Origin of the sequence: Dysgonomonas sp. 511 (assembly GCF_010501105.1) — a bacterium.
Classification (GTDB): domain Bacteria; phylum Bacteroidota; class Bacteroidia; order Bacteroidales; family Dysgonomonadaceae; genus Dysgonomonas.
Genome location: NZ_QVMQ01000022.1, coordinates 18,089 through 32,701 on the forward strand (window position 1 = coordinate 18,089; position 14,613 = coordinate 32,701).

Consider the following 14,613-nt stretch of genomic DNA (forward strand, 5'->3'; position numbering starts at 1 on the left):
TATCAATACTTGATATGTACTGATAATATTTTGTTAACAATCTGAGTAAATAAATGAATAAAAAGTATTCTTTTTAAAAAGCCAACGCTAATTATCCAAATTATATCCATAGAGGTTCAGTATTAATTTAACTGTTTGTAATTATGAGAAAATTAGAACCGGCTTTATTAAAACTACTCAACAATTTAGATATAATAACTAACACTGAACTAGACAAAGCCTATGATGAATTAATAGAAGATGTAAAATATTTATTTCAATCTGAGAATGATTATATAGCTAATATTCGAGTTTTGAATTTAACTCGTATAGAATTTATGTCTTTACAGGCATTTTCTCTATACGAACAGGAAAAAAAATACCCTTAAGAATCTGTATTTGCAAAAAGCAATCTGGTATATTGACTCTGAAATCGAATTGTATAAGCTAATCATTTTGCAGACAAAACAACTTCCGGTTACAGATTCTATACACATAAGGAATCAAAAGTATATTTTATCCCTAAGTCTGACGGCTTGGGGATTATTGGTATGGGAGAAATTGCCACATCACTACAATTAACAGGTGAATTTTTCGACGAATATGGAAATCCTTCTGCACTAATTCACATATCTGATGAGTTAGAACAAGCCTTCAATTATAATCAGGGTGATGTTTATAAAAGTAAATCAACCGTATTCAGACGCAAACCATTCAATCGGACTAAGGCTCTGGATTATCTGAAAAATCTTATTATTCGTGAATCTCGTAACAAGAACAGGCTAAAAGATGAAAAATAATAACTTTGCAAATATTTGATTATATGATTCTTACATATTCGATTTGGGGAGTATCTATGTACTCCTCTATTTTTATTGATTTATTCTGTTGAGTTTTGTCCTGCCAATCGATTGGAATTAATTGGTTTATTAATTTCAAAACAAGAAACAATATGTATTTAGATAATGATGACTTTCTAAGTTGGATGGAGAAACTATCTAGCAAATTGAATGAAATAGGTAAAGACCTAAAATCATTAGTTAACACTTCCGATATATTGGAAGACAACGAGAAAATACTGGATAATCAGGATTTATGTTTTCTTTTCAAGGTTTCCAAAAGAACGCTCCAACGCTATCGGGACAAAGGGATTCTACCTTATTTTAAAGTCGAAGAGAGGGTATATTATAAAGCCAGCGATATACGGGAGTTTGTAAAAAAGTACGGAAGCTCTTCCCGTGTCAGATGGGATGAGGATGTATCCGAAGATGATGTATGAGCCACCCTAGCCTCCAACAAAATTTTTCCCTTTAGACAAATGGCCTCTCACAAAATACAGAGGTCTTTGATCCAAAGGGAAAAGTTTTCTTTAACAACTCTTTTCTACCAATTCTACTAAATTGGCTATCTTTGATTCTTGAATATGGAAGTTTTACAAAACGAAAGGAAAAGAGCTGAAGAGGCTATGATTAAAGTTGTAGAAGATTTTTTTCTACAATTCGGGATAAAATATAAAAGACATACTAAAACAAGCCTCCTATTAGTTCGATATTTTAACTTCAGGTTAAAATATATACTTGTCGGAAAAAGGAAAATGCAGGTTTCAAAAGAACTATCGACTAAAATACTGACTCATCAATATAGAAATGATACTTTTTCCATTTTTGATAAGATAATAAGCGGAGAAGATATTAATCCCTTTCAGAGTAAGGAATCATTTAATGCTGATTATCATGACTCTTTATTTAATGATTGGAAAATACATCATTTGCATTTATCCACAAAAAAGAAAAATCCGACTGATTATTTCAATGAAAGAACAGGTCCATTATTGTTTATCTTATTTACAGATGATACAGCATATGCCTTAGATATAAAAAATCACAATGATAAGAATGTATGGAGCGATACAGACCTTATCCACATTATACAGAAAAACTGGAATTATTTGATTTCTGCCAGTGAAGTGCCTAATATAACATGGAGTCCCGATTTGTCTGATAAAGAAATTGGTATCTTAAGAAAAAAGGGATATACCTTCGGTATCAATGTTGATGAAAAATCATATTTATATATTGGTCATGGACAGACATCTTCCGGGGACAACCTTTTAGCTATACGAATGGCTAATGAAGTACTGAGATGGCTTGCTAAGAATTACGAATTAATAGATACTGATATCAATAGATATGATTTGGGGTTAAAAGAACAACTCCACATATAATTTTTATAGTCCTCGGCTCTTTCTTTTCTTCTTCCTCTTTCTGCTTTTCTCCTCATTCTCTTTTTCCCGGACAAAATTTTCCGCATCGTAGTCTGTACCATGCTGTTCAAACAAGCCAATGCCTAAACTTGAGCTATCGCTTTCGGTGGATTGCGGAACTCCGGAGGATTCCGTGAATTGGCCGGAGCGATTCTTTTCAATTGAAGTTTTATTATCTGCTGTTGGTTCAATGTTTCTTTCAGAAGAATCTTTGAACAGGCCGTTAAATATATTTGCCGAAAATACCTTACCTAAGCGGGAGCCATTGAGAATAGTTCGATTCTGATAATCGATAAAAGTTATACCATATATCCGTCCTTGCTCATTCTGTCGGAATATACAACCAATGCCTTGTTTTAATAAAGATTGTCTGAAACTATCTATATTGATATTGGGCTGGTTCATCGCTCTGCTAATGATAGGTTTTAATCTATCCTTAGTACCCGACTTATCAATTACGATTTTTGATTTTTCAAAATGCTTTTGCAGGGCTTCTGTGTTTACTGACTTTCCGAATAAAGAAGATTTGAAAGGCTTAGATACCTTTTCTCCATTCTCATCCAATACCGAATAAATCAATCCCCGGTAAGGTCTACCTTTATATTCTCCCTTAACCTCATCAACCGTTACATTGAACTGCTCCAATAGTGTACGGTATTCCCCGAACGACTGAAAATGATAGTTAGCCATAACGGATTTAGTGATATTGCCTACCTGATGTTTTAAATCTCCGGCTTTGTAATCTATCTTTTTTGTAGGAGCTTCGCTTTCACGCTGTCCTTTCTTTAGTGGGATAAGATTAAACTCCTGTTCCAGTTCCTTGCATATCTTCATGGAACGAGCTACTTCATAACTATCATTAATCTTTTTGCCTGTTTCGTCTATTCGCAGAGATATGATATGAGCATGAGTCCTGTTTATATCGAAATGTTTGATAACAATATATGGTTGGTTTCCATACCCTAACTTTTCCATATATCGTTGAACTACAGTTGATAACTGTTCATCGGACAGCTTATCTTTCGGGTCGGAATTAAGTGAAGCATGAAAAACTACATTCTCGGTTTTATTATTTTTCACCAGATAAGGATAAAAGGAATCCATACAATTCCGGATAGAGAACTTACCATCCATAGAATCGAACATCTTTTGGCTGTATAATACATCGGCTTGGTTATCATCTACTTTGATTTTATTATACGCCAACACACCGTAAACCGATTTTCCACTACTTATTTTGGCAAGCATTTCTCCTTTAGTTTGATAACTATATTTTCAAATTCTTTCATGGTTTGGATAAATTCAAGGGTAGATTTTTCTACTATTTTCATCATAAAGCGGGCTTTATCTTCTCCTAAGTTTTTTACTAAAGCGACAAAAAGCTGATTGTAATTATTCTTTATGCTTCTGTATTGGGTGAAAAATTGTGTCAACAACATCACAAAATCAATCGTAGATTTATTGATTTCGATAATCTTTAGCTTATGATTTTGTACACAGTTAGCTATAAATCTTGATTTACTTCTCATCCCCGATTGGTTAAACATGGAAAGGAACCGTTGGTTTTCTTTATCAGTTAAGCGAATCATGTGGCGATATTTTTTTATATCGTCTTTTCTGGGTCTTCCTCTTTTCCTTTTGGGAGCTTGCTCCCCATTATTAATATGTTCCATATTCATTTCTTATTGATTGGTTTTACTTAAAAGTTCGACTTGGGAGAACTTTCCCTCCAACCCTAAAGTTGGAGCAAGAAGGTTTTGGGCGAATGAAAAAGTATTTTTCTGATGCTCAAAACACTTCTTGCTATTAGCTGACGCTAATAAAATCCGCACAAGGGGCGGACATTGGCTGGAACCGTAAGCGATTACTCATTAACAATCGGGAATTACATCAACGAAACATATCAATGTTTCCATTATCCGGTATCTCTCCTCTACAAAATTAGTGGTAATAACCTGCTGTAAATCATAGTAGATGTGGACAACTAATGCCATATGTTGACATGGAACGACACATCTGAAAAGAGATTGATTTTCTGTTTTTATTTGCAGGAGAATCGCAAAAAAGCAATGCTTCGAATAAGCCGATTTGCTCATACTGATATAAGAGGAAAAACAGAAAAGCCTAAATGCTTAAAATAATATATGGTAATATGAATAACCGATTAAAACCAATCATATATGGATAAAGAAAAGAATAAAATCAAAGATGCAGTACAGGGTATATCAACGGATACCAGCTCAAAAGCAGAAGTGAAGATAAACCCCAATGCGTTTATTCGTAACATCGCTGTTGCAGGTAATAAAACAGGTATATCTGCTCATATGCCTGTAAGCGAAGATGCAGATGTGCAACAGGAAAAAGAGAATCCGGTAGATTCTGAATCTAAAATACAAAATAGTCCTAAAAATGTAGAAGAGACTAAAACCAAAGAATCTGCAAAACGTAAAAAAGGACAAGCGACTTCTATCGATTACGAAAATGTGTTTCTGGCCCGAAACGAATTAAGCAACCGACAGGGCTTATATATCGACAAGGAAAACTATGAAGTCCTGCAAACCCTTGTCCGTTCCATACGCTCCGAACGGTTAAGTGTCAGCGGTCTAGTGGATAATATCGTCAAACATCATATCGAACTGTATGGCGATGAGATAAACCGAATTTTTGAGGAGAATATCAGAAAGCCGGTCAAATAATTTAAATAACCAATAAAACAAAAGATTATGACAACAGATGAACGTATTATTCAATATTCAGCCAGCTTTCTGAACCGCAACGAACTGGAAAGCCGTCAGGGAATCTATCTTGAAAAAGCAACTATTGAAGTGATAAAGCATATTATTTACAATATCGGAGATGAAAAGCTTACCATCAGCGGATTTGTAGAAAACGTACTGCAACATCACTTCGAAACCTATAAAGAAGAAATCAATACACTCTACACATTAAGATTCAGCAAACCGATTAAATGATTAACAATCAATAAAACAACTCAATACTAAAAATTATGACAGCAAATAACAACAGACAACCCTTGTATATAGCAATTTGCACTCAAAAGGGCGGAGCAGGAAAATCAGTATTCACGACACTTGTTGCCAGTTATCTGCATTATATCAAAGGATATAATGTTGCGATTATCGATTGTGATTATCCGCAATGGAGTATTTACAAAATGAGACAACGGGAAGCAGAACAAATTGAAAGAAACAGCTTCTACCAAAACAAGGCTGAAATATTTTTCAGCAAGCTAAATAAACCGACCTATCCGATAGTTCCATGCCAACCCGAAACAGGTTTGCAACAGGCAAAAGAGTTCCTGTACTCGGAAGAGCAATCTTATGATATAGTTTTGTTCGACCTGCCGGGAACAGTCAATAATGAAAGTGTTGTTCAAACTTACTTTGCCATGGATTACCTGTTTGTTCCCATAACTACCTCCCGAATCAATATGGAAAGTACCCTGCCGTTTATGATATCTACCCATGAGATGCTAACCGTCAATCAGGGAAATACAAAGCTAAGAGGCATATATCCATTTTGGAATATGGTATCATCCAAAGAAAAACCGGAATTATATTCTTATTACGAGAAAGCAATATTGGAATTGGGTATTCCAATTCTGGAAACACGGATTCCCAAGAGTGTCCGTTATGATAGGGAACAATCCATTGAAGGTAATGACTATTTGTTTCTCTCTACTATATTCCCTCCGGATAAACCTTTGCTTAAAGGGAGTAATCTGAATTTATTGGTTGATGAAATAATTCAGATAACAGGACTATGAAAACAATAGGAATAATAGCATTGGTCATAACCTGTCTGTTTATGGCAGGCTTGAATCTGTGGAATGAGTTTAAGGACTGGTTTGATAGAAAATACCAACAGAAAGGACAAGGCAAGCCGGATAACCAGTCAATGGATATCCGAAAAGATGAAACGAAAAATATTCCGGATATTATCGGTAAATCAAAATTCAACTTAAAAGAAGAAGAACTCAAACGAAAACAAAGGCAGGCTGAACAAACCAGGAAGATTACAGTCGATGTAGAAGAGAATAATATTCCTATTCACAGCATCGATTTGGAGAAGGAAGAAAATCCTCTCTCCGGTTATACAGGACCAATCAGTTCGGAGGAAGATATTATCCTATATCAGGGTAATGGGAAAGCGGATATTATTCATGAGAAAAACCAGTCTTTTACAATGGATGAATTTGAACTGCTGGCAAAGACATTGCAGGGAAATCCTATACCGGAAAAGGAAGAGAAGCAGGTTCCTGAAATTCTACAGAAAGTACAGGGAACTAATCTGTACGAACAGTTCATTACTCAGGTCAATGGAGCGGAAGCAATAGCCGGTAATATATTGAGGTTAGCTGAAATAGATTCGGAAATGGATAATAACAATAACAGCTCCAACACAGGAAACCTGTCAAAATTTATACGCACATGAAACAGAATACAATAACAATAGACAAGGCTCAATTTGAAAAGATAAATAGGCTTGTTGGAGAATTGAATCGTATATTCAAAACCATATCCGGGGATAAACCTGATACTCCCCTGTATTGGTCTGGCTCGAAAAGTGATTTGGTGGAACTGGCATATGGAATACTTGAAACTAAACGATTCAATGACGGAGATATAGATATACAGGAAGCTGTTCAGTATCTCTCTCAAATGTTATCCTTTCCGGTAAATGATTGCTATGATATATTCCGTGCCATACGCAGACGCACCGACAGCCGGACACTGTTTCTGGATGAGATGAAAGTAAAACTAAATCAAAGAATGGATGACATGGATAATGGCATTTTTAGGAAAAGGAGGAATTAATTATGGAAATAGTCGCTATAGAAAAAAGAACTTTTGACCTGATGAAAAAACAGTTCGACGATTTTGTGAAGCAGGTCGAAAAACTCTGTAATAACAATCCGAAAACAGAATGGCTCAACAACGAACAGGTATGCGGGATGCTCAATATATCGAAGCGGACACTCCAATCTTACAGGGATAATGGGACTTTATCTTACTCACAGATAGGGCATAAGTGCTATTACAAGCAATCGGATATCGAAAATCTGATAGAACAATCACAAATAAAGAAATAACAGCAATGGATATAGTTAACGGAAAATCAGAAGAGGTTATATCTTTCTTCTCGGCTCTGGGTAAAATGCTCGATAACATTCAGTTGGCTCTTAAAAACAGAGCTTCGAACGATAATAGACTGCTGACAAGCAAAGAAGTTTGTAAACTTCTCTGTATTTCGCCCCGTACTCTTCAGGAATGGAGGAATACGGGGAAGATACCGTTTATTAAAATCGGAGGGAAAGTACTATATAGGCGGAAGGATATCGAATCGCTATTTATATAAATATTAATCTGTTGGTTATATGTTAAAAACTAAGATGAAAATATAGTATTTTTCATCTTAGTTTTTTGTACTTTTGGATAAATCATTAATAACAAACGATATGGCACAAAATAATAATTCTGAAAATTTATTTGTTGACGATAATATAGATGCTCAATCTCAATCAAATTGCTTTCACATAAATGATTTACTAAAAAATGCACTCCAAAAACTAGAGGTTGCGGCTAATAGACCTGATGGTATTAGCGGATTACATTCAGGTTTTGAAAGTTTAGATAAAATCACTTCCGGATGGCAGAATGGAGACCTTATTGTTATATCTGGTCGTCCTGCAATGGGTAAAACCGCATTTATTTTATCAATGATCCGTAATATGGCTGTAGAACATAGTACTTCAATAGGAATTTTTTCTTTAGGGGAAACAGATGTTCAAATAATGAACCGATTAATAGTTAATTGTTGCGAGATACCAGGAGAAAAAATCAAAAATGGTCAATTAGCTCCATATGAATGGGAACAATTAGATTATAAGATTAAAGAACTATATGATGCTCCTATTTATATAGATTGTCCAGCAAGACTTTCTATACAGGAATTTTGTGAGAAAGCCAAAGCAATGGTAATAGAGAATGGAATTCAAATATTATTTATAGATTATGTTCAACGATTAACTGTTGTCAATAAATACTCAGAAAATCGTTATAACGAAATCAATTATATATCCAGAGAACTTAAATCATTGGCCAGAGAATTGAATATACCTATCATTGTTGTATCTCAAATGAATCGAAATATAGAATATGATAAATATAGGATAGGAGCAGAAGGGAAAAAACCTCAATTGACCGATTTAAGAGATAGTGGTACTCTTTGTGAAGATGCGGATTTAGTCTGTTTTATACATCGTCCCGAATATTATCATATTTATGAAGATGAGAAAGGGAATAGTCTATTCGGTCTTGCTGATATTATAATTGCTAAGCATAGAAATGGAGCCACAGGTGATATTCAATTGCGGTTTAAAAGTGAATTCTGTAGATTCCAAGAGAATAAAGAAGAAGATTATCCAATAAATAAAGATATCCTCGATAAATACAAAGATTTGTATAAAGGAGATCCTCCATTTTAATATAATCTCTAAAATTAACTAAACATCATAATCGGATTTTTTAGGGTAAATAATTTGTTAAATTATGAAACATAAATCCATATAAAAACTACTTAAAAACTTATATAAAATTCATGGGAGAAGATTTAATCTTAGAATACGATGCATTCTTAAGGTCTTTTAAGAGGAATATTGATGTTCCTCACTCTTTTTTATTGGGGGCAGGAGCCTCAATTAGCTCAGGTATTCAGTCTGCATATGATTGTATTTGGGAATGGAAAAAAGATATATACTTATCAAAAAATATAAATGCATCTGAATATTATAAGAATTTCAAGGAAGAAGCAGTCAGAAAAAGCATCCAAAAATGGCTGGATAATGAAGGTGAATATCCAATACTAGATTCGCCTGAAGAATATAGTTTTTATGCAGAAAAAGCATATCCAATTAGCGAGGATAGAAGGAAGTATTTCTTTAGTTTAATAGAAAATAAGGAACCATATATTGGCTATAAATTACTATGCCTTTTAGCCGATTGCAATATTGTAAAGGCTGTTTGGACTACAAACTTTGATGGATTAACGGCCCGTTCTGCCCACCAAAATAAACTAACCCCAATTGAAATAACGCTGGATAATGTTGATAGAATCTACCGTAATCAAAGTTCAAAAGAGTTGCTTACAATAGCACTTCATGGGGATTACAAATTCTCTACATTAAAAAATACAGAGAAAGAATTAGATTCACAGAATGATGTTTTTAAAGACCATTTGTCAAATTATCATACAGATAAAAATTTGATTATACTAGGTTTTAGTGGTAGGGATAAGTCCTTAATGGGAGCATTAAAAGAAGCCTTTACAAGAAAAGGTTCAGGAAGATTATACTGGTGTGGATATGGAAATAATATTAGCCCTGAAATTTGTGAGTTGTTGTTGGAGATAAGAAAATCAGGGAGAGAAGCATATTACATAGCTACGGACGGTTTTGATAAAACAATGATCCATTTATCAAAATCAGCATTTGAGGATAATCAAAGTATATCCAAAAAGATAGATGATGCATTAAAGAATTCAGTTAATGAGGAAATTAACAAAACAGAATTCTCTTTAAATTTCAAGAAAACAGACAAATACATAAAAAGCAATTTACATCCTATAGTCTTTCCTAAAGAAGTATTTCAATTTGAAATTGATTATGGAAGTGAAAGACCTTGGAGCTTCTTAAGGACAATAACAAAAGATACTGATATCTGTGCTATACCTTTTAAGAAAAGAGTTTTTGCGTTAGGAACTCTAAGTGATATAAACAGAGTATTTAAGAACCATCTGAAAGGAGAAATAAAACGTGAGCCAATCTCTAAATTCGATATTGAAAATGTTAGTTCTTTTAAATCGCTAATGCTACAAGCGATATTAAAATATTTTTCTGTCCAATCTAATGTTGATACAGATGGTAGAGATAAGTTATGGTTTAAATCAGCAGAAAATAAAACTGGAAATATATCAGTACATAAATCTATATTTTTATCATTGTATTTTGATAAAAATAAAGACTATGCTTATTTGTCTTTCTCTCCGACCATTCATTTAACTTCTACAGAAGAAATATCTAAAATGCAAAAGCAGTCTACCAGCAAAGTTATATTGGAAAAGCTATATAATAATAAGTATGATGATTATTTAGAAGAATGGAATAAAATACTCTTTAATGGGCAACGATTAAAATTTGAATATCCGGCATCTTCCGGAACTGGTTTTGAATTTCAAATTTCATGTAATTCAGCTTATGGCGAAATACATGTGCTTGATCCTAGTTTTAGAGCCTTTAGTCCAAACTCTTTCGAGAAAAAACAAGCTCCATTTAAGGGTATACAATTTCTTGAACCTCAACTTATTTTTAGGAATAAAGTAAGTGAAAGTGAATTTCGAGATTATCATCCCATGAGAGGCTTAGTCTGCAATAGACCTTATGATGTGAATTTGAATGGTGTAATTTATTCAAAAGAAATTAATTTATCTGTCATTTGTGGTAAACAATACTCCGGTAAGTTTTACAACTTTTTATCTCAATTACAAGTTAAGCATCCTACTGAAAATATTAATCCTGATTATTTGATTGATTATCCGGGATTTTCATCAGTATTTGATATCCCTCTAAATATTCCATATATTGAAGATACAGATAACTGGTTCGATATAGATTTTCAAGGTAATAATAGCCTCAATACACATGAAAATGCTTTGCTATTGGCTAGGCTTATCACTACTAAAATTGACCAGATAGCAAATACTCATACACAAAGTACAATTGTTATATTTATTCCTGAGGAATGGCAGCCCTTTGAAAACTATTCAAATGATGGTGAGAGTTTTGATTTGCACGATTATATTAAGGCTTTCTCCGCATCAAGAGGTATTTCAACACAGTTAATAAGAGAAGATACTTTAGAAGACAATCTGAAATGTCAAATTTATTGGTGGTTATCTTTATCTTTCTATGTTAAGTCTTTAAGGACTCCATGGTTATTGAATAACCAGGAGAAAAACACTGCATATGCAGGAATTGGCTATAGTGTATCAAAAATTCAGGATAAACCTGAAATAGTTATTGGTTGTAGCCACATCTATGATTCGAACGGACAAGGGCTAAAATATAAACTATCTAAGATTGACGACTTTTATCTTGATAGACAGTCCAATCCCTATTTATCTTATAAAGACGCATTTCAATTTGGAGTTTCAATTAGAGAGCTATTTTACCATTCTCTCGATAAACTTCCTGAAAGGGTAGTAATACACAAAAGAACCAAATTTACGGAAGATGAGATTAATGGAATAAAAGCAAGTTTAAATAAAGCAGGCATCCATAAGATTGATTTAATTGAAATAAACTATGAACCTGATGCTCGTTTCGTTGCAATGAGTGTATATAATGGTAATCTACAAGTAGATCGATTCCCAATTTCAAGAGGTACATGTATACTAACTAATAAATATACAGCCTTATTATGGACTCATGGTATTGTCCCGTCTGTTAGACATAATAACTATAAATTTTATTTAGGAGGAAGAAGTATTCCGGCTCCTCTAAAGATCACAAAACATCATGGGGAAACTGATATTAATATAATAGCTTCCGAAATACTTGGTTTAACCAAAATGAATTGGAACTCATTTGATTTGTATTCAAAACTTCCTTCAACGATAGATTCCTCAAACCAAATAGCTAGAATTGGTAAATTATTGTCTCGTTTTGAAGGGAAAACTTATGATTATAGGCTCTTTATATAATAATTTGAAAATAAAAGGATAAATTTAATTATCCTTTTATTTTTTCTTTCATTTCATAAATCCACTCTGTTCCTTTATAAGTATTGTTAAATGTAGGTTCCAAGTAATCCTCTTCACATTTGATGATGCGTTTCTCTATGATGATCTGATTATCAACAATATTTTTACTTGTTTTTTGAACATATTCTTTTAACTCTTTATTTTGAGAAGACAGTTCTTCAACTTTTTCATTTAAGCTTACTATTTCAGACTTTAATGTTTTTAATTCCTGTAATATTAGACTTTAATCATCTTTATTTGATAATAACCCCATAATATATTTGTTTTATATAATAAATGATCATTTATTCTATTACGCTGTTCTCCCTAATTGATTATCATACACTCTTTCACCAGCCTTTCAATTTCTTCTCTTTGTTTATCAGAGGAGCAAAACGCATAACTTTCGATAATCAAACGTGTTGCCGTTAATCCCTGCCTATGAGGGTCTAAATCTTCGTCGGTCAGCAGGAATAGGCAACGTAAGGCTTCTTTCGGAAAATCGGTTCGTCTATTTTCCAAATAATCCGTTATCTGGCTGAATACATCATTGTAAGTTTCTGTAAAATGAGGACTCTGTTGCAAACTTTTTGTCCTTTCCCTGTTTCTTAAGATAACCTCATTCATCGTCTCCGCAAAACAGAAAACCGCAACTTTCCTGTAATCGGTTTCTCCGACCATACTGCTATACTTCATTCCTGTGAGAATATATTCTTCAAATGGTATTCCGTTTTCCAGAATATTGTCTATTTCTTTAAAAAGACATTGCTGATCTTCATATGGCCTTTCCTCGATGAAATAACGAAAAGTTCTTGTACGCCTTACTTCTTCCATGGATTGTTCCCGCTGTTCGGCTGATACTCTATAATATAAGTCTTGTCCCATTTATAAGTCTTTTTAATAATTTGTGCCTGTGTATTATTTATCAGGTAAGGAAATAATAAATACCTTTGCAAGGTAACAAATAATTTATAATCGGACTATGACTAAAGCAGATTTAGTGGCGCAGATTGCCCAGAACACAGGGATAGATAGAGTATCTGTCCTTAAGGTTGTCGAATCATTTATGGAAGAAGTAAAACTATCTTTAGAAAAAGGTAAAAATGTATATCTAAGAGGTTTCGGTAGTTTTATTATTAAGGAAAGGGCAGAAAAGACAGCACGTAATATATCCAAGAACACAACAATCATTATTCCTGCACATTCTATTCCTGCTTTTAAACCATCCAAAGCATTTATTTTAGATAAAAAATAAGCAAATAATAATAATTGAATTATCAATAAAAAAGAAAGCAAAGCCTCAGTATGGCTTTGCTTTCAATCTATATAACTACTTATCCCTAGTTCCATTCATGCTGTTGCCGGGATATGGATGCTGGTAAGTCTATTAGTTTTGGATTAACCAGCTGTTCTACAATCCATCTTCTTAACACCTGTGCATTTTCCGAATCAATACGGAAAGCCTGAGCAATAATAAATTCGAGGTTAAGTTCATACGGCTCATACTTTACCTTATTCCGACTGGTATTTACAATGGTATGATATCTACAGGTTTTTTCCATATCCAAGATATTAGTATTGAGAATATTCTCAATACAACAGTCAATAATTCTTTGTTTGATATCGAATAAATTTGACAAATCAGCTTTAGCCAGCCACACAGTCCCATTTACAGGATTGAATATCACACTTTTTCGATTGCCGTTATCATAATCTGTTTCTATGGTAAGAATACCTTTATTTATTGTTATCATGCTATTCATATTTTATCTATAATGTTTGATATTCTTGATTATTATCGGTTTGTTCTCTTTCGGGGAATCGTCTGTTTCTTCTACCCGGTTTATAGATTTTGGCTTGGTTGGTAGTATCTGTACTATCAGGCAATTCGTACTTTCCGACTATTCTGTTGGATAGATTCGTCATATCCTCATTGATTTTAGTTCGGGTAACTTCGGCATATATCTGAGTGGTCTTGATGGACAAATGCCCCATCATCTGACTCTGGCTTTCAATAGGTACACCCTGTGTCAGGCAGACTGTTGTGGCGAAAGTAAATCTGCTCATATGGAATGTCAGGCGTTTGTCTATCTTAGCCAGCTTTGCCAATCGTTTCAACTGCCAGTTCATATTGACATGGGTTTGTAATTTGAAAATTTTATCTCCTGTGCCTCTAAATTCAGTATCTTTATACTTGTCGAGTATTAGCATGGGAATATCCAATAGAGGGATATAAGATGCTGTTCCTGTCTTCTGCCTTCTTAATGATTGTTTGGTGCGTTCTGAAATTAGGCTGGCTTCATACTCTGCAATTGAACTAATGATATGCAGGATGAATCGATTGGCTTTGGGAAAATCGCAGAAAACAATCTCTACATCGCTTTCTAACAGCCGACTGGTAAATGCTACATTGCGGGAGAGACGATCCAATTTGGCACAAATTAGAATAGAACCGGTTTGCCTACATTGTTCTAATGCTTCTGCTAATTTAGGACGATGATTATTTTTACCTGTTTCCGTTTCTAAATACTCTTTGAGAATTTTTGGGTTAT

At 33.7% G+C, this 14,613-nt stretch carries 18 protein-coding genes and 2 pseudogenes; 14 read left to right on the top strand and 6 right to left on the bottom strand.

What is annotated here, in order from left to right; translation table 11 throughout:
• The first annotated feature begins 143 nt into the window (after window positions 1–143).
• The 4 genes from D0T57_RS10565 to D0T57_RS10580 all read left to right on the top strand — a co-directional run bounded on the left by D0T57_RS10565 (window position 144) and on the right by D0T57_RS10580 (window position 2,203).
• Window positions 144–368, top strand: a complete 225-nt coding sequence (locus D0T57_RS10565) for a hypothetical protein (RefSeq protein WP_163273459.1) — start codon at window positions 144–146, stop codon at window positions 366–368.
• Window positions 369–530: 162 nt separating this feature from the next.
• Window positions 531–779 (top strand): hypothetical protein, encoded by a 249-nt coding sequence (locus tag D0T57_RS10570; protein ID WP_163273460.1) that lies wholly within the window; start codon window positions 531–533, stop codon window positions 777–779.
• A gap of 152 nt (window positions 780–931) precedes the next feature.
• On the top strand, window positions 932–1,258 hold the full coding sequence (locus D0T57_RS10575) for a helix-turn-helix domain-containing protein (RefSeq protein ID WP_163273461.1): 327 nt from the start codon (window positions 932–934) through the stop codon (window positions 1,256–1,258).
• Window positions 1,259–1,402: 144 nt separating this feature from the next.
• Complete coding sequence (locus D0T57_RS10580; RefSeq protein ID WP_163273462.1) at window positions 1,403–2,203, top strand: hypothetical protein; 801 nt, start codon at window positions 1,403–1,405, stop codon at window positions 2,201–2,203.
• Between the two features lie 3 nt (window positions 2,204–2,206).
• Here D0T57_RS10580 and mobB read toward each other — a convergent pair whose 3' ends face one another.
• Window positions 2,207–3,490: a conjugal transfer protein MobB gene (gene mobB, locus D0T57_RS10585; protein WP_163273463.1), complete on the bottom strand. Its 1,284-nt coding sequence runs from the start codon at window positions 3,488–3,490 to the stop codon at window positions 2,207–2,209.
• Window positions 3,475–3,915: a hypothetical protein gene (locus tag D0T57_RS10590; RefSeq protein ID WP_163273464.1), complete on the bottom strand. Its 441-nt coding sequence runs from the start codon at window positions 3,913–3,915 to the stop codon at window positions 3,475–3,477. The genes mobB and D0T57_RS10590 overlap by 16 nt, the downstream gene beginning before the upstream one ends.
• 507 nt (window positions 3,916–4,422) lie before the next feature.
• Here D0T57_RS10590 and D0T57_RS10595 point away from each other — a divergent pair.
• The 9 genes and pseudogenes from D0T57_RS10595 to D0T57_RS10635 all read left to right on the top strand — a co-directional run bounded on the left by D0T57_RS10595 (window position 4,423) and on the right by D0T57_RS10635 (window position 12,022).
• Complete coding sequence (locus D0T57_RS10595; protein ID WP_163273465.1) at window positions 4,423–4,938, top strand: DUF3408 domain-containing protein; 516 nt, start codon at window positions 4,423–4,425, stop codon at window positions 4,936–4,938.
• A gap of 27 nt (window positions 4,939–4,965) precedes the next feature.
• Window positions 4,966–5,214 (top strand): DUF3408 domain-containing protein, encoded by a 249-nt coding sequence (locus D0T57_RS10600; RefSeq protein ID WP_163273466.1) that lies wholly within the window; start codon window positions 4,966–4,968, stop codon window positions 5,212–5,214.
• Between the two features lie 35 nt (window positions 5,215–5,249).
• On the top strand, window positions 5,250–6,029 hold the full coding sequence (locus D0T57_RS10605; RefSeq protein ID WP_163273467.1) for a ParA family protein: 780 nt from the start codon (window positions 5,250–5,252) through the stop codon (window positions 6,027–6,029).
• Window positions 6,026–6,697 (top strand): hypothetical protein, encoded by a 672-nt coding sequence (locus D0T57_RS10610; RefSeq protein WP_163273468.1) that lies wholly within the window; start codon window positions 6,026–6,028, stop codon window positions 6,695–6,697. The genes D0T57_RS10605 and D0T57_RS10610 overlap by 4 nt, the downstream gene beginning before the upstream one ends.
• Entirely contained in the window at window positions 6,694–7,080 is a 387-nt protein-coding gene (locus tag D0T57_RS10615; protein WP_163273469.1) for an RteC domain-containing protein, read from the top strand. The genes D0T57_RS10610 and D0T57_RS10615 overlap by 4 nt, the downstream gene beginning before the upstream one ends.
• 2 nt (window positions 7,081–7,082) lie before the next feature.
• Window positions 7,083–7,355, top strand: coding sequence for a helix-turn-helix domain-containing protein (locus D0T57_RS10620; protein WP_163273470.1), 273 nt, complete (start codon window positions 7,083–7,085; stop codon window positions 7,353–7,355).
• Between the two features lie 5 nt (window positions 7,356–7,360).
• Window positions 7,361–7,621, top strand: a complete 261-nt coding sequence (locus D0T57_RS10625) for a helix-turn-helix domain-containing protein (protein WP_163273471.1) — start codon at window positions 7,361–7,363, stop codon at window positions 7,619–7,621.
• 178 nt (window positions 7,622–7,799) lie between these two features.
• Window positions 7,800–8,684, top strand: a pseudogene (locus D0T57_RS10630) (replicative DNA helicase); the annotation flags it as partial.
• 179 nt (window positions 8,685–8,863) lie between these two features.
• On the top strand, window positions 8,864–12,022 hold the full coding sequence (locus D0T57_RS10635) for an SIR2 family protein (protein ID WP_163273473.1): 3,159 nt from the start codon (window positions 8,864–8,866) through the stop codon (window positions 12,020–12,022).
• Window positions 12,023–12,388: 366 nt separating this feature from the next.
• Here the strand turns inward: D0T57_RS10635 and D0T57_RS10640 are convergent, their stop codons facing one another.
• Window positions 12,389–12,946: a hypothetical protein gene (locus tag D0T57_RS10640; protein ID WP_163273474.1), complete on the bottom strand. Its 558-nt coding sequence runs from the start codon at window positions 12,944–12,946 to the stop codon at window positions 12,389–12,391.
• An 82-nt stretch (window positions 12,947–13,028) separates the two neighbouring features.
• Here D0T57_RS10640 and D0T57_RS10645 point away from each other — a divergent pair, with 82 nt between their 5' ends.
• Window positions 13,029–13,316: an HU family DNA-binding protein gene (locus D0T57_RS10645; protein WP_368666920.1), complete on the top strand. Its 288-nt coding sequence runs from the start codon at window positions 13,029–13,031 to the stop codon at window positions 13,314–13,316.
• Window positions 13,317–13,401: 85 nt separating this feature from the next.
• On the opposite strand, the gene D0T57_RS10650 is transcribed toward D0T57_RS10645, so the two are convergent.
• From D0T57_RS10650 to D0T57_RS15890, 3 genes and pseudogenes are all read right to left on the bottom strand, one after another.
• Window positions 13,402–13,815 (bottom strand): hypothetical protein, encoded by a 414-nt coding sequence (locus tag D0T57_RS10650; protein ID WP_221412302.1) that lies wholly within the window; start codon window positions 13,813–13,815, stop codon window positions 13,402–13,404.
• 16 nt (window positions 13,816–13,831) lie between these two features.
• Window positions 13,832–14,272 (bottom strand): tyrosine-type recombinase/integrase, encoded by a 441-nt coding sequence (locus D0T57_RS15885; protein WP_368666921.1) that lies wholly within the window; start codon window positions 14,270–14,272, stop codon window positions 13,832–13,834.
• Window positions 14,273–14,311: 39 nt separating this feature from the next.
• Window positions 14,312–14,613, bottom strand: a pseudogene (locus D0T57_RS15890) (recombinase family protein); the annotation flags it as partial.

What these genes read in the sequence shown, in the direction of transcription:
- D0T57_RS10565 (WP_163273459.1), top strand. Translation starts at nt 144, where the DNA reads ATGAGAAAATTAGAACCGGCTTTATTAAAACTACTCAACAATTTAGAT.
- D0T57_RS10570 (WP_163273460.1), top strand. Translation starts at nt 531, where the DNA reads ATGGGAGAAATTGCCACATCACTACAATTAACAGGTGAATTTTTCGAC.
- D0T57_RS10575 (WP_163273461.1), top strand. Translation starts at nt 932, where the DNA reads ATGTATTTAGATAATGATGACTTTCTAAGTTGGATGGAGAAACTATCT.
- D0T57_RS10580 (WP_163273462.1), top strand. Translation starts at nt 1,403, where the DNA reads ATGGAAGTTTTACAAAACGAAAGGAAAAGAGCTGAAGAGGCTATGATT.
- mobB (WP_163273463.1), bottom strand. Translation starts at nt 3,490, where the DNA reads ATGCTTGCCAAAATAAGTAGTGGAAAATCGGTTTACGGTGTGTTGGCG.
- D0T57_RS10590 (WP_163273464.1), bottom strand. Translation starts at nt 3,915, where the DNA reads ATGGAACATATTAATAATGGGGAGCAAGCTCCCAAAAGGAAAAGAGGA.
- D0T57_RS10595 (WP_163273465.1), top strand. Translation starts at nt 4,423, where the DNA reads ATGGATAAAGAAAAGAATAAAATCAAAGATGCAGTACAGGGTATATCA.
- D0T57_RS10600 (WP_163273466.1), top strand. Translation starts at nt 4,966, where the DNA reads ATGACAACAGATGAACGTATTATTCAATATTCAGCCAGCTTTCTGAAC.
- D0T57_RS10605 (WP_163273467.1), top strand. Translation starts at nt 5,250, where the DNA reads ATGACAGCAAATAACAACAGACAACCCTTGTATATAGCAATTTGCACT.
- D0T57_RS10610 (WP_163273468.1), top strand. Translation starts at nt 6,026, where the DNA reads ATGAAAACAATAGGAATAATAGCATTGGTCATAACCTGTCTGTTTATG.
- D0T57_RS10615 (WP_163273469.1), top strand. Translation starts at nt 6,694, where the DNA reads ATGAAACAGAATACAATAACAATAGACAAGGCTCAATTTGAAAAGATA.
- D0T57_RS10620 (WP_163273470.1), top strand. Translation starts at nt 7,083, where the DNA reads ATGGAAATAGTCGCTATAGAAAAAAGAACTTTTGACCTGATGAAAAAA.
- D0T57_RS10625 (WP_163273471.1), top strand. Translation starts at nt 7,361, where the DNA reads ATGGATATAGTTAACGGAAAATCAGAAGAGGTTATATCTTTCTTCTCG.
- D0T57_RS10635 (WP_163273473.1), top strand. Translation starts at nt 8,864, where the DNA reads ATGGGAGAAGATTTAATCTTAGAATACGATGCATTCTTAAGGTCTTTT.
- D0T57_RS10640 (WP_163273474.1), bottom strand. Translation starts at nt 12,946, where the DNA reads ATGGGACAAGACTTATATTATAGAGTATCAGCCGAACAGCGGGAACAA.
- D0T57_RS10650 (WP_221412302.1), bottom strand. Translation starts at nt 13,815, where the DNA reads ATGATAACAATAAATAAAGGTATTCTTACCATAGAAACAGATTATGAT.
- D0T57_RS15885 (WP_368666921.1), bottom strand. Translation starts at nt 14,272, where the DNA reads ATGCTAATACTCGACAAGTATAAAGATACTGAATTTAGAGGCACAGGA.